Here is a 21,166-nt window from a genome sequence, read left to right on the forward strand (position 1 = left end):
CAGCCAGCCACGGCGTCGGGAGTGCCGGCATGGAGCAGCCGCTGATCACCGTCCGGTCCACCCGGTACGACGGAGTCCTGCGCGTGGAGGTCGCGGGCGAGGTCGACCTCGACACGGTCCACGACGTCCGAACGGCCCTGCGCGCACCGGCCACCGCTGTCGTGCTGGTGCTGGACGAGGTCACGTTCTTCGGCTCGGCGGGCATCAAACTGCTGGTGGACGCCCACCGCGAGATCGAGGCGCTGGCCGTGGTCGCCACCGGGCGGCGCGTGCTGCGCCCCCTGGCCGTGACCGGCCTGGACCGCCACCTGCCGCTGTTCCCGTCGTCGGACGCGGCCTTGGACCACGTCCGACGATCAGGGCAACGCGTCGGCTAACCGTCGAACCGACCGCGCCGGACGTCCACGAGCAACGCGGCCACCGCACGTGCCCGCAACCCCAGCACCGGACCACCGGGGTTCTTCGAATCACGCACCGCCACCAGCCCCGAAGCGACCTCCACGCAGGAGTTGGTGTTCGTGCTACGACTCGACTTCCGCCACTCGGTCATCGTGCCTCCTGTGTTCCCTCGACCTCACGGGTGCAACTCGACGGTCCCGCACCAGCACGTCCCGCAGCGGTCCCGACATCAGCCGCGGTGATCGAACCGACCGCGCCGGACGTCCACGAGCAACGCGGCCAAGGCACGCCCCTCCGCGAACGAGAGCGCCGGGCCCAGGGGGTTCTTCGAGTCGCGCACGGCCGCCAGACCACGGGCGACCTCGACGCAGGAGTCGGTGTTCGTACTGCGCATCGACTTCCGCCATTCGGTCATTCGGCCTCCTCCATGAGATCCACTTCGCGTGCGATGAGCCTGACCGTCCCGGCGGGGCTCAAAGCGACGTCCCGCAGCGGTCCCCGGCATCAGCCGCGGCGATCGAACCGACCGCGCCGGACGTCCACGAGCAACGCGGCCACCGCACGCGCCCGCAACCCCAGCACCGGACCACCGGGGTTCTTCGAATCACGCACCGCCACCAGCCCCGAAGCGACCTCCACGCAGGACTCGGTGTTCGTACTGCGCGTCGACTTCCGCCATTCAGTCATCCGGCCTCCTTGAGTGCACCGACTTCACGTGCGATCAGCTGATTCGTCTCGCTCGGGCTCAGGGCCACAGCCCGTACTTGCGCCACGGCCTCGCAATACGCCGCGACGTCCGCCGGCTCCTGGTAGAACAAACCGCTACGCCGGTTCTCGACATGTACCACGCTCATGACCCCGGTGTCGATCACCACGAACACACCTTCCAGACCCGGGTGCCAGCCGACTGACTCCGGGATCGCGTGCAAGGTGACGTTGGGCCATTCAGCCATCTTCAGCAGGTGTTCGAGCTGTTCGGCCATGACCGCCGGGCCACCGACGCCGGTCCGCATCGCCACCACTCCGACGAACGCGGTGAACCGCACCGGGTTGTCGCGCGTGAGGATGTCGCGACGCCCCAACCTGGCGGCTACACGGAGTTCGATCTCGTCTTCGGGCACCAAGCCCGCGCGCATGATCGACCGCGCGTAGTTCCCGGTCTGCAAGACTCCGGGGATCAGCAGCGGCGCCACGTTCAGGATCTCGGTCGCGATCTGCTCGAAGCTCAACAATCCGGACAACTGCGACTGCCGATCGGGCAGCGACACCGCGATCCAGACCGAGTCGCCCGTGTCCCTCGACATGTCCACGATCCGGTGGAATTCGCCGCCGGTCACACCGAGTTTCGCCAGGATGGCGGCGACCGTTTCCGGGGCCGGCGGGCGGTCGCCGGATTCGGCTCGGGAAAGCGAGCTGTGGTCGACGCCCAGACGCTTGGCCAACTCGCGCAACGTGAGGCCGGCGCGGTCGCGGGCGGCGCGGAGTTCGGCTCCCAGGGCAACGGCTTTCGGGGTGGTACGGGCCATGCGGCACAGCATAGGGGGCCTTCGAGCAGGCTCGAAGATCGCTCGATCAGGGCATTGACCGAGTTGGTGCGCACCGTGAATTCTGGTGCGCACCAGAATTTCGACCACGCACTGGAGGCTTTCCATGAGCTTGGCACCGGTCAGCGGAGAACTGTGCACCTGGGCCCACTACGACGCCGGAAACCCGATCGAGTACGCGCTCCAGGGGGATTCCGTCGCGCTTTCCTTCGGGCGCGGTGAGCTGGAATTGGCGTTCACCGAAACCGCCCTGGAGAACCTGGTCGAGGTCGGCCGGGCCGCGTTGTGCGCGCTGCGCGACCCGGCGTCCCGCTAGTCCTGTTCCAACCCCAGGTAGAAGGCGATCAGCCGGAGCAGGTGTTCGGTGTCCACGGGCTTGGTCACGTAGTCCGTGGCACCGGAGGCCAGGCTCTTCTCCCGGTCGCCCTTCATCGCCTTCGCGGTCACCGCGATCACCGGCAGGTCCGAGTACCGGGCCATGGCGCGGATCGCCGCCATCGTCGCGTTGCCGTCCAGCTCCGGCATCATGATGTCCATCAGCACCAGCGACACGTCGTCGTACTGCTCCAGCGCCCGCACGCCGGTGATCCCGTTGTCCGCGTAGATCACCTCCAGCCCGTGCAGCTCCAGCACGCTGGTCAGCGCGAACACGTTGCGCAGGTCGTCGTCGACGATCAGCACCTTCTCGCCGTGGAACCGCATCGGCGCGGGCGGCAGGTCGGCCGGTGCCGCGATCGGCAGGACCGGCTCCGGCACCGCCGGGGTGGTGGGCACCGATTCCGACGCCAGCAGCTCGGCCACCTCCGGCTCGACCGGCACCGGCACGAGGTTCTGCTCGCCCAGCGGCAGGTACAGGGTGAACGTCGAGCCCTCGCCGGGCTCGCTGCGCACGTCCAGCCGCCCGTCGAGCAGGGTCGCCAGCTCGCGGCTGATCGACAGGCCGAGCCCCGTGCCGCCGTACTTGCGCGACGTGGTGCCGTCCGCCTGCTGGAACGCCTCGAAGATGACCGACAGCTTGTCCGCCGGGATGCCGATCCCGGTGTCCTGCACGTCGAACGCCACCGCGCCGTCGCCGAGCCGGATGCCCAGCCGGATCCCGCCGTCGTGGGTGAACTTCACCGCGTTGGACAGCAGGTTGCGCAGGATCTGCTGCAACCGGTGCTCGTCGGTGTGCAGGGTGGACGGCACGTCGTCGTCCACCGCGACCTCGAACTCCAGCCCCTTCTCGGCGGCCAGCGGCAAGGTCAGCGCCTCGACGTACCCGACCACGTCGGACACCCGCACCGGGTCGGTCTGCACCTGCATGTGCCCGGACTCGACCTTGGTCAGGTCCAGGATGTCGTCGATGAGCTGCAACAGGTCCGTGCCGGAGGAGTGGATGGTCCGGGCGAACTCGACCTGCTTGGGGTTGAGGTTGCCGTCGAGGTTGTCGGCCAGCAGCTTCGCCAGGATCAGCAGCGAGTTCAACGGCGTGCGCAGCTCGTGCGACATGTTCGCCATGAACTCCGACTTGTACTTCGACGCCGACGAGAGCTGCCGCGCCCGCGCCTCCAGCTCGACCGAGCCCGCCCGCAGCTCCTCGGTGAGCCGCTGCGACTCGACCAGCAGGCTGTCGGTGCGGGCGTTGGCGAGCATGGTGTTGACGTTGACGCCGATGTTCTCCTTGAGCTGGTCGAGCAGGTCCAGGTGCACCTCGGTGATCTCGCCGAACGACCCGAGTTCGATCACGCCCAGCGCCTCGCCCTGGAACACGATCGGCAGGATCACCAGGTTGGCCGGCGGCGCGGCGCCCATCCCGGACCCGATCTCCAGGTACCCCGGCGGCACGTCGGTGACCAGCACGGTCTTCTTCTCCGCCGCGACCTGGCCGATCAGCGACTCGCCGCGGGCGAACCGGGTCGGCCGGCCGGCGGGCTGGTAGGCGTAGGTGGCGGTCAGCTCCAGCGCGTCGGACTCGACGTCGACCAGGAAGAACGCCCCGTGCTGCGCGGAGACCAGCGGGGTCAGCTCGCTCATCACCAGCGACGCCATGGCGTGCAGGTCGCGGTGGCCCTGCATGAGCCCGGACAGCCGGGCCAGGTTGGTCTTGAGCCAGTCCTGCTCCTGGTTGGCCCGGGTGGACTCGCGCAGGTTGCCGATCATCCGGTTGACGTTGTCCTTCAGCTCGGCGACCTCGCCGGAGGCGTCCACGGTGATCTGGCGGGTCAGGTCGCCGGCGGTGACCGCGGTGGCCACGATCGCGATCGCGCGCACCTGCCGGGTCAGGTTGCCGGCGAGTTCGTTCACGTTCTCGGTGAGCCGCTTCCAGGTGCCGGAGACGCCCTCCACCTCGGCCTGGCCGCCGAGCTTGCCCTCCGTGCCGACCTCGCGCGCGACGCGGGTGACCTCGTCGGCGAACGACGAGAGCTGGGCGACCATGGTGTTGATCGTGGTCTTGAGTTCGAGGATCTCGCCGCGCGCGTCCACGTCGATCTTCTTCGACAGGTCGCCGCGCGCCACGGCCGTGGTCACCTGGGCGATGTTGCGGACCTGGTTGGTGAGGTTGTTCGCCATGAAGTTGACGTTCTCGGTGAGGTCCTTCCAGGTGCCGGCCACGTTGGGCACCCGGGCCTGGCCGCCGAGGATGCCCTCGGTGCCGACCTCGCGGGACACCCGGGTGACCTCGTCGGCGAACGCCCGCAGCGTGTCGACCATGCCGTTGATGGTGTCGGCGAGCGCGGCGATCTCGCCCTTGGCCTCGACGGTGATCTTCTTGGACAGGTCGCCGCCGGCGACCGCGGTGGCCACCGCGGCGATGCTGCGGACCTGGGTGGACAGGTTGTCCGCCATGACGTTGACGTTGTCGGTCAGGTCCTTCCAGGTGCCCGCGACGCCCGGCACCCGCGCCTGGCCGCCGAGCCGGCCGTCCGTGCCGACCTCGCGCGCCACGCGGGTGACCTCGTCGGCGAAGCCGGAGAGCTGGTCGACCATGGTGTTGATGGTCGACTTGAGTTCGAGGATCTCGCCGCGCGCGTCGACGGTGATCTTCTGCGACAGGTCGCCGCCCGCCACGGCGGTGGTCACCTGCGCGATGTTGCGGACCTGCGCGGTGAGGTTGTTGGCCATGAAGTTCACCGAGTCGGTGAGGTCGCGCCAGGTGCCGCCGACGCCCGGCACCTGGGCCTGGCCACCGAGCCGACCGTCCGTGCCGACCTCACGCGCCACCCGCGTCACCTCGTCGGCGAACGACGAGAGCTGGTCCACCATCGTGTTGACGGTGTCCTTCAGCTCCAGGATCTCGCCGCGCGCGTTCACCGTGATCTTCTGCGAGAGGTCACCGCGTGCGACAGCCGTCGCGACCTGGGCGATGTTGCGGACCTGGGAGGTCAGGTTGCCCGCCATGAAGTTCACCGAATCGGTCAGGTCACGCCACGTCCCGGCCACCCCCGGCACCTGCGCCTGACCGCCCAGCCGACCGTCGCTGCCGACCTCGCGCGCCACGCGCGTCACCTCGGCCGCGAACGACGACAGCTGGTCGACCATCGTGTTGATCGTGGTCTTGAGCTGGAGGATCTCGCCGCGCGCGTCCACGTCGATCTTCTGCGACAGGTCGCCCTGCGCGACGGCGGTGGTGACCTGGGCGATGTTGCGGACCTGCGAGGTCAGGTTGCCCGCCATGAAGTTCACCGAATCGGTCAGGTCACGCCACGTCCCGGCCACCCCCGGCACCTGCGCCTGACCACCGAGCCGACCGTCCGTACCGACCTCACGCGCCACCCGCGTCACCTCGTCCGCGAACGACGACAGCTGGTCCACCATCGTGTTGATGGTGTCCTTGAGTTCGAGGATCTCGCCGCGCGCGTCGACGGTGATCTTCTGCGACAGGTCGCCCTGCGCCACCGCCGTCGCCACCTGGGCGATGTTGCGGACCTGCGACGTCAGGTTGTTCGCCATGAAGTTGACGTTGTCGGTGAGGTCGCGCCAGGTGCCGCCGACGCCCGGCACCTGGGCCTGGCCACCGAGCCGACCGTCCGTACCGACCTCACGCGCCACCCGCGTCACCTCGTCCGCGAACGACGAGAGCTGGTCCACCATCGTGTTGACGGTGTCCTTCAGCTCCAGCATCTCGCCCGCCACCGTGACGGTGATCTTCTGCGACAGGTCGCCCTGCGCCACCGCCGTCGCCACCTGGGCGATGTCGCGGACCTGCGCGGTGAGGTTGTCGGACATGAAGTTCACCGAGTCGGTGAGGTCCTTCCAGGTGCCCGCCACCCCCGGGACCTGCGCCTGACCGCCGAGCCGGCCGTCCGTGCCGACCTCACGCGCCACCCGCGTCACCTCGCCCGCGAACGTGCGCAGCGTGGCGGTCATCGAGTTGAAGCTCTCCACCAGGGTCGCGACCTCGCCGCGGCCGGTCACCGTGATCTCCTGGGACAGGTCGCCCTGCGCCACCGCCGCGAGCACCCGGCTCAGCTCGGTGGTCGGCCGGGTCAGGTCGTCGATCAGGCCGTTCACCGAGTCGGCCGCCATCTCCCAGCCCACCGGGCCGGAGCCGGGCGCGAGCCGTTCGGCGAGTCTGCCCTCCTGGCCCACCGCCTGGCGCACCCGCACCAGCTCCCCCACCAGCCACTGGTTGCGCTCCGCGATCTCGTTGAACACCTCGGCCAGCTCGCCCGCCTGCCCCTGCGGCACGACGAGGCGACGGCGGAAGTTGCCGTCGCGCATCTCGCGCATCGCGGTCAGCAGCCGGGCGAGGGTCACGTCCGTGTCGTCCTGCGCGGTCGTCACGAGGGGGCCTCCAACGTCAGCGGATCTGGGCCAAGCCTGCCACTGTCGGAGGTGGCGTGTCCGCTAGGTTGGGCACGACCCGACACACAGGAGCCGAGGATGGCCCAGGGCTACCGGCAAGGTTCCGAGGCGGGCCTCGACCTCGACGCGTGGCGCCGCCTCGTCGACGGCTTCCACGAAGCCGTGGTCGTGCTCGACCCGGACGGGGTCGTACGGCTGGCCAACCCGCTCGCCGCCGTGCTGTTCCCGCAGGCCAGGCCAGGTTCGCCGGCGGTCGTGACGGGTCGTTCGCAGGGCCTGGGCGGTGGCTGGACGGCCTGGTACCGGGGTGCCGACGAGTTCCTGGAAGACGCCTCGCGGCGACTGCTCACCATCACCGACCGTGCCGGGACGTTGCGCAACGTGGTCGAGATGGCACCGTCGCCTCACCCCGTGGTGATCGTCCCGGGGGCGCGCGGCCGGTTGGAGTGGTGGCGGCGCGGCCCGGACGGCGACATCGCGGCGGCCCGCACCACCCGCCAGGTGGCCGGGGCCACGCCGGCCCTGGCCGCCGTGCTGGACGGCAGCGCGCGGCACGCCGAGATCACCCAGCCCGGTGACGGCGCGTGGGCCGGCGCGACCGGACCGGGCCTGGCCGTGCCGCTGACCCGAGGCGGGGCGCTGGTCTGCTTCGGCGGCCTGCGCGACCCCGACCTGCTCACCCGCTACGCCGAGCGGGCCGCCGCGGCGGTCCGCGTCAGCACCCGCCTGGACGACCAGGAGCGCTCCGTGGCGGCGCTGCGGGCGCACCTGCTGCCCAGCCCGCTGCCCGAGGTCGCGGGCGTGCGGCTGGCCCGGGTCTACGAGCCCGCGCACCGGGGCGTGGCGGTCGGCGGCGACTTCTACGACGTGCACCCGCGCGAGGACGGCAGCGCCGCGTTCGTGCTCGGCGACGTGGCCGGCAACGGGCTGGAGGCCGCCGTGCACGCCGGGCGGGTGCGGCAGAGCCTGCACACCCTGCTGGTGGTCGAACAGCGGCCCGCGCAACTGCTGAACCTGCTCAACGCGGCGCTGCGGGCGGCCGGCAGCAAGCTGTTCACCACGCTGGTGGTCGGCAACCTGGTCCCGGTGCAGGCGGGCGGGCTGCGGGTGGCGCTGTCGGCGGGCGGGCACCCGGCACCGCTGGTGCTGCGCGCCGGCGGCCGGGTGGACGAGGTCGCGGTGCACGGCGGGATCGTGGGCGTGCTGCCCGAGGTGCGGTTCCAGCAGACCACCGTCGCGCTCGGACCGGGCGAGACGCTGCTGCTCTACAGCGACGGCGTCACCGAGGCGCGGGCGCACGACGACCGGCAGGACCTGTTCGGCGACGCGCGGCTCAAGGCCGCCCTCGCCGAGTGCGCCGGGCTGCCCGCCGAGGCGGTGGCCGAGCACGTGCGGCGGGCGGTGTTCGACTGGCTCGGGTCCGCCGAGCACGACGACCTGACCCTGCTGGTGGTGCAGGCCGAGGGCTGAGTCCCCCTCCGGGTCACGGGGCACCGGAGCGCGGGCCTCAGGTCGTGGCGTCCTCCACCGACGCGTGGATGTGCATGACCTCGGTCAACTCGGTCAGCCGGAACAGCTTGTGCACCGACGGTTGCAGCGACGCCATCCGGAACTGGCCGCCCGCGCCGTCGAGCCGGCGGTGCCAGTCGAGCATCAGGGACAGCCCGGTGGTGTCCATGAACGGCACCCCGCTGAGGTCGACCACCACCCTCCCGCCCGACGACTCGTCGAGGTGGTCGGAGAGCACGGGCACGGTGTCCGCGTCCAGCTCCCCCGACACCGCGACGACCGTCCAGCCGCCGCGGACCTCACTGCGCACCTGCAAGTCCATCGCGTCCGAGCCTTCCCGCACGGCGGGTGCCGCGCCGCTACAGATCGTGCAGCACGGGGGCGTCGGACGCGACCACTGGGTGGTCCAAGCGACGGGATGTGCGACGATGCGGTAACGGCCGATCAACGGGAGCGGATTGTGCGCAACGAGCCAGCGACGCCGGTGGCCGTGACGCTGCCCGCGACCGCCGGCGCGTCCGCCCAGGCCCGGCGCATCGTGGGCGAGGCGGTCGCGGTCTGGGGCGTGTCCCCGGACGTCGCCGAGGACGCGGCGCTGGTGGTCACGGAGCTGGTGTCGAACGCGGTGGACCACGCGTCAGGCCCCTTGGAGCTGACGGTCAGCCGCACCGAGGCGGGCATCCGCGTCGAGGTGGCCGACCAGTCCCCGACCCCGCCCGCCCCCAGACCCGTGCAGGTCGACTCGGCCCGGGGTCGCGGCCTGATCATCGTCGCGGCGCTGAGCCGGGAGTGGGGAACGTCACCCAAGGCCGACGGCAAGGTGGTCTGGGCCGAACTCGCCTGACCCCGCACCGGCACACCGCGCCGGTGGTCGGGGAGCACTGGCGAGACCGGGGCCGGGGAACGCGGTCCGAGATTCCGCACAATTGCGGAATGCATTGCCGGTCGATTTGAATCCGCGCGCCCGCCGCCGAAAGGCGCGCACCGCCCCGATACCGTGTCGAATTCTCCTAGGCCATTCGGAGGATTCATGATCAAGCCGGTCGGCGGAATGCACGACCTGGTCTCCCTGCTCGACAGCCTGATCGGCGAGCGCCCCCGGCTGCCGACCCCGGTCGTCGTGGTCGTGCCCGACGGGCCGACCACGGGCACGGAGTTCCTGGAGGGCGTGCGGGCCCGGTTGGTCGACGTCAAGCGCGCCGGCCTGGTGCCGTGCGCGCACGTCACCACAGCCCTCGCCGCAGCTGCCGGGAAACACCCGCTGCCCGATGTGCGGTTGTTGCACCTGATCGCCGAGGAATTCGCGGGCAGCATTCCACGCGGTGCCGGAAAGCGGTGGCGGCCACGCCGGTTCCAGCTCTGCCTCGACATAGTCGAACTTGGGCCGGAGATCGGTGCCACGGCGCTGGCGAACCAGAAGACGACCCTGCTCGACCACCTGTACCGGCGGTGGGAGGAGCGCACCGGCCTGATCGGCTGGGCCCGCCGGATGAGCACCGCGGACCTGCCGGTCCGACTGCCCGGTCTGCTGATCACCGCGCTGCTCAGCGGCCCGAGCCGGTGGCTGTTCCACCGCCGGCTCAACGGCCGGTCGACCCGGTGGCTGCGGGCGCACGTCAAGGACGCGAGCGGGCTCGACGGCGACTTCATCTCGCAGGCGGTGTGGCTGCTGCCCGCCAACGGGCTCGAAGGACTGCCCAGCCTGCGCCGCCGCGTGCTGGCCGACGCCCTGCTCCAGGACCTCGCCGACCTCACCCGGCGCGGCCGGTTCTCGCCGAGCCGCCGCCGTCGCCGCTGGACGCCCGTGCTGCTGGTGGACGGCGCGCACCCGCCGGCCGCCGACCTGCTCACCCGCTTCGCCGAGCAGGTCAAGGACCTCCGGCCGGGTCCGCTGGTGGTCGTCGGGTCGCTGCCCCGCGACGTCGCGGCGGTCACCGCGCGGCCCGAGTACGACGTGCCGGCCGCCGCGCAGGTGCTGCGCCGGGTGGTCGACGGCGAGCCGGACGCGCTGACCCGACCGCCGTACCTGGCCGTGCGGTTGACCGACGCGGCCGAAGACTCCGCAGCGGCGGGGTGGCTCGGGTCGCACCGCCGGGTCGACCTGCGGGTGCCAGGGGTGTCGGCCTACGTGCCGCTCGTGCTGACCGTCGCGCTGGTGGCCGGTGTGGCCGCGTTCGCGGGGTACGAGTACTGGCTCGGCGGCTGCGCCGACACCCGGACCAGCGCCGGCCAGGTGGTCGGCGTGGTCGACGGCCGGTGTTCGTTCGCCGGCGGGAACACCGGCCACGCGCCGGGCGTGCCGGGTCTGGCGGACCTGGAGCAGCAGGTCGCCGACAACAACGCCGCCGTGGACGACATGAAAGACCTCGACGGCGAGCCGCGCTACTACCGGGAGGTGGTGTTCTTCGCGCCGCTGACCCGGGCCGACCAGTCGGAGAGCACCGCGCCGCCGAGGGCCATCTGGCAGCTCGAAGGCGCGGTCCGCGAGCAGAAGAAGCACAACGAGCGGGCCACTCAGGTCAACGAGGACGTGCCGGTGAAGCTGGTGCTCGCCAACAGCGGCGACCGGTTCGCCGACGGGCAGTGGGTGGCCGGGAAGATCGCGAAGCGCCCCCACAGCGGCCGGGGCGGGCCGGCCGCCGTCATCGGCGTCTCGCAGAGCAGACAGGCCGCGTTCGACGCGGTCCGCGACGAACTCAACGGCGTACCGGTGATCGGCGGGTCCGTCTACGGCCGCGAGATGACCAAGAACGCCAACATGTTCCTGTCCTTGCCGTTCAACTCGACCTACGCCGAGGTGATCGCGGACTGGGTGCGCAAGCGCCCCGGGCAGAACCCGAACGCGCCACAGGCCGCCATCGTCTACGACCCCGACGACCCCTACTACAGCGCCGAACTGCAAAGCGAACTCAAGATCCGCGGCATCGGCGGCGTCGCGAGGAACATCGAGATCCGGGAGAAGCCGGGCAACACCCCCGAACTCGGCCAGGAGGCCGTGGAACGGCTGTGCCGCGAGGCGGACCGGGTGGTGCCGGTCCTGACGGGTCGTGGCGACCAACTGCTCAAACTGCTCGCCATGGGGTCGAACTCCCCGGCGTGCACCGATCCGCCCGGCGGGAAGCTGCGGCTGATCACCGGGCCGAGCGGTCTGGTGGTGTACGCGGCGGGCGAGTTCGAGCGGTACCCGTGGGCCGAGGTCTCGGTCACCGGGTTGTTCGACACGAACAAGGGGCGCGAGACCGCCGCGGACAACGAGCGGGCCACCGGCGCGGAGACGTTCGGCGTGGCGGCGCAGGCGATCCGCGAGGCGCACAAGCTCACCCAGGGCGCGGACTGGGACACCTCGCAGATCCTGGCGGTGTTGCGGGTCCCGGGGTTCAGCCACCACGGGCACCGGCTCAACGACCAGGAGGTGCACGCCGGTCGGGTGGTCGTGATCGGGCCGTCCTGACCGGTCCTCCGGCACGCGGAACGGACCCCGGCCGGTCGGCCGGGGTCCGCTGTGGTGCCTGAGCCTCCGCCGGGGCTACACCACTGCGAATCCACCCCACCGGGTCACGGTGAGGGTGAACGTGGCCGAACCGCTCTTCCCGTCGGCCGACGTCGCCTTGACGGTGACCTGGTAGGTCCCCGGCGGCGTCTGGAAGCCGGTCGACACGAACACGTTGCTCGTGCCACCCTGGGCGACGGAACGCGGGTTGAACTGGAACTGCGTGCCCGCCGGGTTCCCGGTCGCGGTCAGCGACAGGGTGCCGGTGCCACCCGACGCGGTGACCGAGAACTGGGTGAAGAAGCCCTGTTGCACGGACGCCGAGGACGGGCTGAGCGCGACCGTCACGTCACCGCCGGGCGCGTCGCCCTCGACGGTCAGCGACAGCGTGGTGGTGGCGGTCTTGCCGCCCGACCCGGTGCCGGTCACGGTCACGCTGTAAGTGCCGGCGGGCGTCGTGGCGGCGGTCTCGACGGTCAGCTTGGCGTTCGACCCGGTCTGGATCGACGTCGGCTGGAACACCGCCTTCGCCCCGCTGGGCAGACCCGACGCGGACAGCGACACCGTGTCGGGGCCGCCCGACCCGGAGGCCGACGTGACGGTGGTCGACCCGTACTTGCCGGCCGCGACCTTCAGGCTCGACGGCGACAGCCCGAGGGTGAAGTCGCCGGGTTCCTGGTTGCCGCCCTCGACGGTCAGCGACAGCGTGGTGGTGGCGGTCTTGCCGCCCGCCCCGGTGCCGGTCACGGTCACGTTGTAAGTGCCGTTGGGCGTGGTGGTCGCGGTCTCGACGGTCAGCTTCGCGTTCGACCCGGTCTGGATCGACGTCGGCTGGAACACCGCCTTCGCCCCGCTGGGCAGACCCGACGCGGACAGCGACACGTTCTCCGCGCCTCCGGTCCCGGCCGCCGAGGTGATCGTGGTGGACGCGTACTTGCCCGCCGCCACCTTCAGGCTCGCCGGCGACGCGCCGAGCGTGAAGTCCGACTGCGGCGTGCCGACCTGCTGCTTGACCCAGTCGCCCATGTCGTTGGTCAGCCGGCCGTAGACGCTGTACCACTTGAAGTCGCTGCGGCTCCACGACGCGACGCCGACGATCTTGCCCTCGACGACCAGCGGGCCGCCGCTGTCGCCGGGCAGGATCGTGGTGCGGCCGTCGGAGTACCCGGCGCAGATCATCGTCGCGGACTTGAAGCCCGCGCCGACGCCCGTGCACACCGAGTCGCCGTTGACGATCGGCAGGGTGGCCTTGTCCAGCGTCACGTCGCGCTGGTTGTCGTCGAAGTCCTTCTTGCCGTAGCCGTAGCCGACGCCGTTCTTGCCCGGCGTCGCCAGGCCGGAGTCGGCGGAGGTGGCGAACTGGGCGAACTTGCCGCCGCGCACCGGGATGTCGTCGGCGGTGGTGACCACCGCGACGTCGTAGCCCTGGTCGAAGTTGACGTACTTCGGGTGCTTCTTGTACTCGACGACCTTGGTGCGGAAGCCGCCGCCGGCGTTGAGGTCGTCCAGGCCGTAGACGAAGCTCTTCTCGCCCTGGGCGTCCGCGCAGTGCGCGGCGATGAGGATCTTGCGGGGCGCGACGACGGAACCGGTGCAGGTCTGGCCCTGCGGCCGGGTACCGCCCTCGCGGATGCCCGCGATGATCCCCGGGAACTCGTCGACCGTCGCGTTCTGGCCGTTGTGGAACAGCGGGCCGGCGCCCGAGCTGACCGGCACCGTGTCGCCCTCGTAGTTCGCGGCAGGGGCGTTGCCCGGCGCGGCGGAGGCACCCGCCAGGGGCAGGAGCGGTAGCAGCATGGCCGCCGCGACGAGGGGCGCGAGGCCCCTGGGACGTGGTCGTTTCACTGTGCTTCCCTTCCAGGCGAACAGCCGCTCCAGCAGGGGGTGGAGCGGCGAGGTTCACTGTCGGGCCGCGCCGGTCCCGGAACAATCAGGGACGTGATCCGTAGGGGTACGGCACTTATTCGCCCGCACCGGGCCGGCCGCCCCGCCGGCACCCCCGGCCCGGACCCGCGCACCGCCCGACGCGCGGGACGCGCACGCGCGCGGACCCCCGGTGCGGGCTCGCGGGGCAGGCCACCGGCGGCGCTGCCGGGTGGGACTCGCGGACGGTGTTGACAGTCCTCTGTGGACGTTCACGGTGCGCGAAGCCGTGCGCCCGCCCGATCGTGGGACGGCCGGGCGACCACCGTGGCCAGCGGGCATTGGCCCCCTGTGCGGTGTCCGGGCCGATACCACACTGGGAGCCATGATCACTTTTCCGCACCAGGCCGCCGCGCTGGCCGTGCTGTGCGGCCTGTCCCTTCCACCTGCTCACTGCCCGGTCAAGGTGCACGGGGTGCTGGCCGACGGCACCGCCGGCTACGTGGAACTGCGCAACACCTCGCCCGCCGACGCGGACCTGTCGGGGTGGACGCTCGTCTCGTGCACCGGACGGGCGACGACCATTCTGGCGACATTGCCCGCGGGCACGACCCTGCCGCCGGGTGCGCCGCTGCTGCTCGCGGGGCCCGATTTCCTCGGGACGACGAGTTGGCGGGTGACCGTGCCGGCGGTGACCGGCGACGGCCAGGCCCTGCTGGACCAGCGGGGCGCGCTGGTCGACCGGGTGGCCGTCGCGGCGGATTCGCCGTGCCGCGAGGCCGACGCCGCCGCGGCGTGCCACGACGGGTACGCGCTGTCCCGCGACGCGCTGGGCAACGACACCGACAACAACCGGCGGGACTTCCGCTGCACAGCACCGCTGGGTTAGCCGGGCAGCCCGCCCGGCACATTTCCGACCTCCGCCGCCACACAACGTGCAGCCGCACGGGCAGATCCTGCCGGACATTCACGGTTGGCACTGGAGCGAATTCTCTGGTACGAACTCGGCGATGGCCGGTGCATTGCACGACACGTGCGAAGAGGAGGGTTCCTGTCGTGCCGCAGGACGAACAGGAGACGAGACCGGAACCGATCAGCGAGATTCTGCCGGAACTACGGCGGGTGCAGGGCCTGACGCAGTGCGACCTGGCCGAACGACTGCACTCCGCCTCCGGCAACGACAGCATCACCCGTGAGGAGGTGTCCCGGTGGGAGCGGGGCAAACGCATTCCCGGCCCCTACTGGCGAGCCTGGCTGGGCCAGGTGCTGGACACCTCTGAACAGGAATTGGAGCAGGCCGCCGCGTTCGCGCGGCGACTGCGCAGGCAACACCGCGGGACGATGTCGGAAATCAACGGATAAACAGATGATCAAACTGGCCCCTTTCTATTTTCGGCGGCTCGGGACCAATGTTGGTGGCGCCGGAGACCAATCAAGTCCCGGTCGAAGGATCCACGAACGTTGTCGAGAGGTAATCATCATGCGTCGATTTCTGAGCAGCGCCGCCGTGCTGGCCGTGCTGACCGCCGCCGCCACCACCGCCGGCATCGCGACGGCCGCGCCCGACAGCGCCGGCGTGCAGCCGCTGGTCTCGTCGTCCCTGGTGGTCAACGAGGTCGCGACGCGCGGACCGAGCGGGGCCCTGGACGAGTTCATCGAAATCCTCAACGTCAGCAACCAGGCCGTCGACCTGGCCAACTTCGAGGTCCGGGTGTACAGCCCGGCGAACGCCCTGGTGTCGAAGATCGCGTTCCTGCCGGGCATGGTGCTCGAACCCCGGGGCAACTCCAACGCCCTGATCGTGCTGACCGGCACGCAGTTCTCCGGCACCGTCGACGCCGGCGCGCAGGTGCTGCCGCTGGCGCTGATCGGCGAGGGCGTCCCGGACTCCGGCGGCGTGGGCGTGTTCACCCTGGCCGGCCAGCGGATCGACGGCGTCGCGTTCTCCACGGCGGTCGCCGCGACCCGCGAGGGCACCGCCGCCCGGCCGCAGAGCGTGCTGCCCGGCGTCGACCCGCTGCTCGGCGTCTCGTCCGCCAGGGACGTCCTCAGCACCGACACCGACAACAACCAGCGCGACTTCACCCTGCACGTCCGCACGCCGGGCGCGCTGAACTGAGCGCACCGCACCACCTGAGCCGCACGACCACGTCCGGCACGCGACCCGTCCGGACGCCGAGGGCCCCGACCGCGACACCGCGGCCGGGGTCCGTGGCGTCGCGGGAGCCACGGCGCGCAACGCGGTGCGACGCGGAAGTCGGTGCGGCGCGGCGCATCCCGGCCGGTGGCGGCAAGTCGCCGGCGGCGACTTGCCGCCGGTCCCGGGCGTTCCTCGGCATCGCGAGCCGGCCCATCCTCGGACTCCCTGCCACCGAGGAGGCCAGATGTCCACGCGTGTCCGAACGGGCTTCGGGGCGGCCCTGCTGGTCGCCGCCCTGGTCCAGGCCGGTCCGCCGGTCGCGGCCGGCGCACCCGCACCCGCGCCCGCCCAGCCCGCGCCCGCCCAGCCCGCGCCCGCCCGGCCCGCTGCTCCCCCGCACCGGGTCACCCTGATCACCGGCGACGTCGTTTCCTACCAACAGGACCCGGGCACCGTCCGGGTCGATCCCGCGCCCCGCGCGGACGGTTCCGCTCCCGCGTTCGGGACGGTCACCACCGCCGAGGGCGTGTTCGTCTACCCGTCCGACGCGATGCCGCTGGTGTCCGCCGGCGAGCTGGACCACTCCCTGTTCAACCTCACCGCCCTGGTCGCCGACGGCCGCCAGGACGACGCCACCGACCGGATACCGCTGATCGCGAAACCGGACGGCCGGCCCACCGCGCTGACCGCGCACGCCGTGCTGCCGGACGCGGGCGCGATCGCGGTCCGGGTGGCGAAGGCCGACACCCCGGCGTTCTGGCGCTCGCTGACCGCCGACGAACTCGGCGTGTCGCGGATAGCGTTGGACCGCAAGGTGAAAGTGCTCCTGGACCGGAGCACGAAGCAGGTCGGCGCGCCGGTCGCGTGGGAGCGCGGGCTGGACGGCCGGGGCGTGAAGGTGGCCGTGGTGGACACCGGGGTCGACGCGGACCACCCGGACCTGGCGGGCCGGGTGGCCGCCGCCGAGGACTTCAGCGGGACCGGCGACACCGCCGACCACAACGGCCACGGCACGCACGTCGCGTCCACGATCGCGGGCGACGGCAAGGCGTCCGGCGGGCGGTACCGGGGTGTCGCGCCGGCCGCGACCCTGTTGTCCGCCAAGGTGTTCGGCGATTCCGGCGAGGGCGACACGTCGCAGGTGATGGCGGGCATCGAGTGGGCCGTGGCGCAGGGCGCGGACGTGGTGAACCTCAGCCTGGGCGCGGGCCCGACCGACGGCACCGACCCGTTGAGCGAGCTGGTCGACACCCTGTCGGCGAAAACCGGCACGCTGTTCGTCGTGGCGGCGGGCAACGCGGGCTCGGCCGACCGGTCGGTCACCACGCCGGGCGCGGCGGCGTCCGCGCTGACGGTGGGCGCGGTGGACCGGGACGACAAGCTCGCCTGGTTCTCCAGCCGGGGCCCGCGCCTGCGCGACGCCCTGGTGAAGCCCGAGATCGTCGCGCCGGGCGTGGACATCGTGGCCGCCCGCGCGGCGGGCACGTCCATGGGCGCGCCGGTCGACGACCACTACACGGCCGCCTCCGGCACCTCGATGGCCACGCCGCACGTCGCGGGCGCGGCCGCGCTGCTCGCCCAGCAGCACCCGGACTGGACCGGCCGGGCGATCAAGGACGTGCTCGCGTCGACCGCGCGGGACGTCGGGCTGAAGTGGTACGAGCAGGGCGCGGGCCGGCTGGACGTGGCCCGCGCGGTCACCCAGCGGACCACCGGCCAGGCGTCGGCGAGCTTCGGGAAGGTCGAGGGCACGGCCCCGGCGGACCGGACCGTCGCCTACGCCAACGCGGCGGACTCCCCCGCGTCGGTCGGCCTGAAGCTCGACGTGACCTCGTGGGACGGCACCCCGCCGCCCGCCGCCGGGATGCGGCTGACCCGCCCGCACGTCGACCTGCCCGCGCACGCGACCACCACGACGACCGTCACGGTCGACCCGGACGAGGGCCCCTCGGGCGTCTACGGCGGCACGATCGTGGCCACCGCGCCGGACGGCGGCACGATCCGCACACCGGTCAGCACCTACAACGCGCCGCCGCTGTTCCCGGTGTCGCTCAAGGTGCTCGACCCCTCGGGCGCGCCCGCCAAGCAGGCCGTCGCGCAGCTGATCGACGACTCGCAGGGCGTGGGCCGCCGCAACGACCCGTTCGCGCCCGACGTGTCCACCCGGGTCGACCTGGTCGACGGCGCGGGCCGGGCGTCGCTGCCCGCCGGCACGTACTCGGCGCTCGGCTGGACGATGGAGCGCACCCTGACCACCCGCCGCTGGACCGGGCTGAGCGCGGCCGAGGTGCGGGTGGAGCGGGCCACCTCGATCACCCTGGACGGCCGCACGGCGGTGCCGGTCGGGCTGTCCGCCACGTCGCGCACCGACCAGCGCGACCGCACGGTGGTGCTGCGCCGCGTGCTGCCCGCCGTCGCCGGTGCGGGCGGGCTGGTCGCCGAGGTGGGGGTGAGCGCCGGTACCGCCGGCTGGGACGTCCGGGTCACCCCGTCGGCGGCCACCCGGGTGGGTGCGATCTCGTTGCAGGACCAGGCTTCGCTGGGCCGGGCGGCGGTGGACTTCGCGGTGGCCGGCCGCGCGGTCGAACCGTCCTTCGACCTGTCGGCGGCCGTCGCGTGGCCGGGTGGGCACGCGGTGGCCGTGGTGCCGGCCGGCTCGCCGGAGGTGAGGGGCAAGGCCGTGCTGGTGAAGCTGCCGGTGCCGCCGGGCGCGGACCCGGTCGGCGCGGTCAACCAGGCGGCGTCCGCCGCCGTGCGCACGGCGGCAGCGGCGGGTGCGGTCGCGGCGATCACGTACGTGGACCTGCCCGGCGCGCTGCCCCTGGCCCCGGCCGGCGGGCTGCCGATCCCGGCGTTCTCGCTGGGCAACGCGGACGGGGCGGCGGTGCGCGGCGAGGCGGTGATCACCGTGCGGCCGGTGCCGGACGCGATGTTCAACCTGAACGTGGTGGACCGCAACGGCGTGCCCCGCGACCACGTGCGCCGGTTCGCGCCCGACCAGCTGGTCGCGGCCAGGACCTCCTACCACGCCGACCAGCCGGGCGTCACCGGGCAGAAGACCTGGTACGCCTTCCCGGACGGGCTGTGGAAGACCCAGTTCGCCCAGGGCGTGCGGGTGCCGTTCCCGGGCACCTGGACCGAGTACACCGGCCCCGGCGACGACACGGTGGTGTGGAAGCGGGTGGCGACCTCGTCGGCACCCCGGGCCGCGCTGTCGCTGACCCGGTTCTCGGTGTACCGGTCGGGCGAGCGGCAGCGGCCGGACGAGCGCTGGTTCGACGCGCCGCTGCACGGGGCCGCCGCCGAACTCGCGCCCGACCACCCGGGACGGCGCGCGGACCAGGGCGGCCGGTGGCGGGTGCTGTGCTCGGCGTGCCGGGAGGGCGACCTGTTCACCCCGGCGCTCCAGTGGGTCGGCGGCGGCGCGTACGTCAGCCCGCACGAGAACTCGAAGTACTTCGCGGTCACCACCGCGCGGCTGTTCTCCGGGGGCAAAGAGATCCCGCCGGTGGCCGACCCGTACGGGCTGTTCCCGAGGTTCCCGCTGGCCCCCGAGGCGGCCGACTACCGGCTGGACGTGGTGGACGTGATGCCGGGGCCGGGTTACGTCGGCGCGCCGAGCACCGCGCTGTTCGGGCACGCCCGGCGCACCGAGACGTCGTGGTCGTTCGGCTCCGCGCGGTCGGCGGACGCGCCGCCGACCGGCTACGCCTGCCAGGACGGCGACCGGTGCGCGTTCCAGCCGCTGATCCAGCTCGACTACCGGATCCCGCTCGACGTCACCAACGCGTCGACCGGCCGGACGTTCGAGGTCACGGCGGCCTCGCACACCGGGGCGCGCGGCGCCGGACCGGTGGTGTGGCTGCGGGTCGCGTGGTCCACCGACGGCACCACCTGGACCGACACCGCCGCCCGGCCCACCGCGCAGGGCGTGTGGACGGTCGACGCCCCGACCGCGTCCGGTGACGTGTGGCTGCGCACCGAGGCGCGGGACAGCCGGGGCAACACGGTGCGGCAGACGGTCCAGGAGGCGTACCGGAGCCGGTGACCCGCGAGGGCGGCGGTCAGTCGGGTGAGGTGGGCCGCACCCACCCCTTGGCCGCCGCCCGCAGCCCGGCCTGGAACCGGGTCTGCGCGCCCAGCGCCGACATGAGGTCGCTCAGCCGGCGCTGGTACGTGCGGTAGCTCAGCCCGAGCTGCTTGGCGATGCTGCGGTCCGGCATCCCGGTGGTGAGCAGCGCGAGCAACCGGGCGTCCATTGCGGACAGTGCGCCGTGGTTGTGCACGGCGAGCGGAAGTGCTTGCCGCCACAGGCTTTCGAACAGCGCGCCGAGCGCGTCGAGCAGCGTGCACGGCCGCACCACCAGGGCGGTGCCCAGCTCGGGCGCGGACGAGTCGAGCGGGATCAGGCCGAGGTGGGCGTCCACCAGGATCATCTTCAGCGGCGCGTCCGGCACCACCCGCGCCTCCTCCCCCAGCGCCAGCCCGGCTTCCAGGTCGTCGTCCATCGAGTGCAGCTCCAGCGCCGTCCGGTCGTACACGCCGCGGAACCGGACACCCCGGTCGAGCAGTTCGCGTTCCACCGGGTGCAGCACGGTCGGCGGCTGCGCGTAGGGCGGCTTGTCCACGAACCGCACCTCCCGCCGGGCCGAGCGCATCACCTGGCCCGCGCGCCGGGTGATCTCCGCGCTGCCGCGCACCACCTCCAGCAGCGCCGCCGGATCGGTCCCGCGCACCGCGCGGCGGTGCCGCTCCCGGAACTCCGCACCGAGCACGCGCACCTGCTCCAGGTCCTTCTGCTTGCGCACCAGCAGTCCGCCGAACGCCACCTCGGGCGAGACCGCGGCGAACCGGGCCGGCCTGCCGGGCAGCCGGGTGACCAGTTCCAGGCCGACCAGGCGGCGCAGCACCGCGCCCGCCCGCGCCGGGCCGAGGCCGAGCCGGTCGCCCAGGTCGGCGGCGGTGCCCGCCTGGTCCAGCAGCGCCCGGTACACGTCCAGGTCGACCGGGCGCAGGTCGTCCTCGGTCATCGCCGGGCCTCCTCGGGTCGCCGCCCCATGCTCGCAGAGCCGCCGCCGGCACGGCCCCACCCGCGGCGGACGGGACCGGACCGGCCGTTCACCCGGCGCGGGTGGGGTGTGCTCCGTTCGGCCGACGCCACGATCGGACTCCCCGACCGGCAAAGGAGTCCTGGTGGAGCGGAATCGCCGAAAACGCCGGCTGCTGATCTTCTGCTTCGTGCTCGCGCTGGTCCCGCTGACCGCCCGCCGGTGCACCGGCGAGGTGCCTTGCGGCACCGGCACGATCGCGCTGGCGGTGTTCCTCCCGCTGGCCATGCCGGGGTGGCTGGCGCGGGCCGCCCGGCTCGCCGTCCTGGACGCGGACCCTCCTTGTGACGCCGGCTCGCCGTAGGGGCCGGCCACTACCCTGCCG

18 protein-coding genes are annotated in these 21,166 nt (G+C 72.5%); 10 read left to right on the plus strand and 8 right to left on the minus strand.

From position 1 onward, the window contains the following. Positions 1-29: 29 nt before the first annotated feature. Positions 30-377 (plus strand): STAS domain-containing protein, encoded by a 348-nt coding sequence (locus AC0HI0_RS21320; protein WP_480934137.1) that lies wholly within the window; start codon positions 30-32, stop codon positions 375-377. Here AC0HI0_RS21320 and AC0HI0_RS21325 read toward each other — a convergent pair. The 4 genes from AC0HI0_RS21325 to AC0HI0_RS21340 all read right to left on the minus strand — a co-directional run bounded on the left by AC0HI0_RS21325 (position 374) and on the right by AC0HI0_RS21340 (position 1,925). Continuing rightward, the gene (locus AC0HI0_RS21325) at positions 374-550 is read right to left on the minus strand and encodes a DUF397 domain-containing protein (protein WP_480934138.1); all 177 of its coding nucleotides are present in this window, start codon (positions 548-550) and stop codon (positions 374-376) included. The genes AC0HI0_RS21320 and AC0HI0_RS21325 overlap by 4 nt on opposite strands. A 78-nt stretch (positions 551-628) precedes the next feature. Next, positions 629-814: a DUF397 domain-containing protein gene (locus AC0HI0_RS21330; protein ID WP_480934139.1), complete on the minus strand. Its 186-nt coding sequence runs from the start codon at positions 812-814 to the stop codon at positions 629-631. Between the two features lie 89 nt (positions 815-903). Beyond that, the gene (locus tag AC0HI0_RS21335; protein WP_480934140.1) at positions 904-1,086 is read right to left on the minus strand and encodes a DUF397 domain-containing protein; all 183 of its coding nucleotides are present in this window, start codon (positions 1,084-1,086) and stop codon (positions 904-906) included. Beyond that, positions 1,083-1,925: a helix-turn-helix domain-containing protein gene (locus tag AC0HI0_RS21340; RefSeq protein WP_480934141.1), complete on the minus strand. Its 843-nt coding sequence runs from the start codon at positions 1,923-1,925 to the stop codon at positions 1,083-1,085. Before AC0HI0_RS21340 ends, AC0HI0_RS21335 begins: the two co-directional genes overlap by 4 nt. 124 nt (positions 1,926-2,049) lie before the next feature. Between AC0HI0_RS21340 and AC0HI0_RS21345 the strand changes: the two genes are divergently transcribed. Further along, complete coding sequence (locus AC0HI0_RS21345; protein WP_480934142.1) at positions 2,050-2,259, plus strand: hypothetical protein; 210 nt, start codon at positions 2,050-2,052, stop codon at positions 2,257-2,259. Here the strand turns inward: AC0HI0_RS21345 and AC0HI0_RS21350 are convergent. Next, on the minus strand, positions 2,256-6,710 hold the full coding sequence (locus AC0HI0_RS21350) for a hybrid sensor histidine kinase/response regulator (protein WP_480934143.1): 4,455 nt from the start codon (positions 6,708-6,710) through the stop codon (positions 2,256-2,258). The genes AC0HI0_RS21345 and AC0HI0_RS21350 overlap by 4 nt on opposite strands. A gap of 99 nt (positions 6,711-6,809) precedes the next feature. Here AC0HI0_RS21350 and AC0HI0_RS21355 point away from each other — a divergent pair, with 99 nt between their 5' ends. Further along, positions 6,810-8,201 carry a PP2C family protein-serine/threonine phosphatase gene (locus AC0HI0_RS21355; protein ID WP_480934144.1) on the plus strand — a complete coding sequence of 464 codons (1,392 nt, stop codon included), beginning with the start codon at positions 6,810-6,812 and terminating at the stop codon, positions 8,199-8,201. Positions 8,202-8,238: 37 nt separating this feature from the next. On the opposite strand, the gene AC0HI0_RS21360 is transcribed toward AC0HI0_RS21355, so the two are convergent. After that, positions 8,239-8,550 carry an STAS domain-containing protein gene (locus AC0HI0_RS21360; protein WP_480934145.1) on the minus strand — a complete coding sequence of 104 codons (312 nt, stop codon included), beginning with the start codon at positions 8,548-8,550 and terminating at the stop codon, positions 8,239-8,241. A gap of 150 nt (positions 8,551-8,700) precedes the next feature. Here AC0HI0_RS21360 and AC0HI0_RS21365 point away from each other — a divergent pair, with 150 nt between their 5' ends. Both AC0HI0_RS21365 and AC0HI0_RS21370 read left to right on the plus strand, forming a co-directional pair. Then, positions 8,701-9,084: an ATP-binding protein gene (locus AC0HI0_RS21365; RefSeq protein ID WP_480934146.1), complete on the plus strand. Its 384-nt coding sequence runs from the start codon at positions 8,701-8,703 to the stop codon at positions 9,082-9,084. Positions 9,085-9,270: 186 nt separating this feature from the next. Next, the gene (locus AC0HI0_RS21370; protein WP_480934147.1) at positions 9,271-11,691 is read left to right on the plus strand and encodes a type 1 periplasmic-binding domain-containing protein; all 2,421 of its coding nucleotides are present in this window, start codon (positions 9,271-9,273) and stop codon (positions 11,689-11,691) included. Positions 11,692-11,766: 75 nt separating this feature from the next. On the opposite strand, the gene AC0HI0_RS21375 is transcribed toward AC0HI0_RS21370, so the two are convergent. Next, the gene (locus AC0HI0_RS21375) at positions 11,767-13,527 is read right to left on the minus strand and encodes a trypsin-like serine protease (protein ID WP_480934148.1); all 1,761 of its coding nucleotides are present in this window, start codon (positions 13,525-13,527) and stop codon (positions 11,767-11,769) included. Positions 13,528-13,978: 451 nt separating this feature from the next. On the opposite strand from AC0HI0_RS21375, the gene AC0HI0_RS21380 reads away from it, so the two are divergent. The 4 genes from AC0HI0_RS21380 to AC0HI0_RS21395 all read left to right on the plus strand — a co-directional run bounded on the left by AC0HI0_RS21380 (position 13,979) and on the right by AC0HI0_RS21395 (position 19,781). Then, positions 13,979-14,482, plus strand: coding sequence for a lamin tail domain-containing protein (locus AC0HI0_RS21380; protein WP_480934149.1), 504 nt, complete (start codon positions 13,979-13,981; stop codon positions 14,480-14,482). Between the two features lie 167 nt (positions 14,483-14,649). Further along, entirely contained in the window at positions 14,650-14,955 is a 306-nt protein-coding gene (locus AC0HI0_RS21385) for a helix-turn-helix domain-containing protein (RefSeq protein WP_480934150.1), read from the plus strand. Between the two features lie 118 nt (positions 14,956-15,073). Beyond that, positions 15,074-15,712, plus strand: a complete 639-nt coding sequence (locus AC0HI0_RS21390) for a lamin tail domain-containing protein (RefSeq protein WP_480934151.1) — start codon at positions 15,074-15,076, stop codon at positions 15,710-15,712. Between the two features lie 265 nt (positions 15,713-15,977). Then, complete coding sequence (locus AC0HI0_RS21395) at positions 15,978-19,781, plus strand: S8 family serine peptidase (protein ID WP_480934152.1); 3,804 nt, start codon at positions 15,978-15,980, stop codon at positions 19,779-19,781. Between the two features lie 16 nt (positions 19,782-19,797). Here the strand turns inward: AC0HI0_RS21395 and AC0HI0_RS21400 are convergent, their stop codons facing one another. Continuing rightward, positions 19,798-20,763 (minus strand): helix-turn-helix domain-containing protein, encoded by a 966-nt coding sequence (locus AC0HI0_RS21400; protein ID WP_480934153.1) that lies wholly within the window; start codon positions 20,761-20,763, stop codon positions 19,798-19,800. A gap of 163 nt (positions 20,764-20,926) precedes the next feature. Here AC0HI0_RS21400 and AC0HI0_RS21405 point away from each other — a divergent pair, with 163 nt between their 5' ends. Beyond that, positions 20,927-21,145, plus strand: coding sequence for a hypothetical protein (locus tag AC0HI0_RS21405; protein WP_480934154.1), 219 nt, complete (start codon positions 20,927-20,929; stop codon positions 21,143-21,145). The last annotated feature ends 21 nt before the right edge of the window (positions 21,146-21,166 follow it).

This window comes from Saccharothrix sp. NBAS 001, from assembly GCF_056640475.1.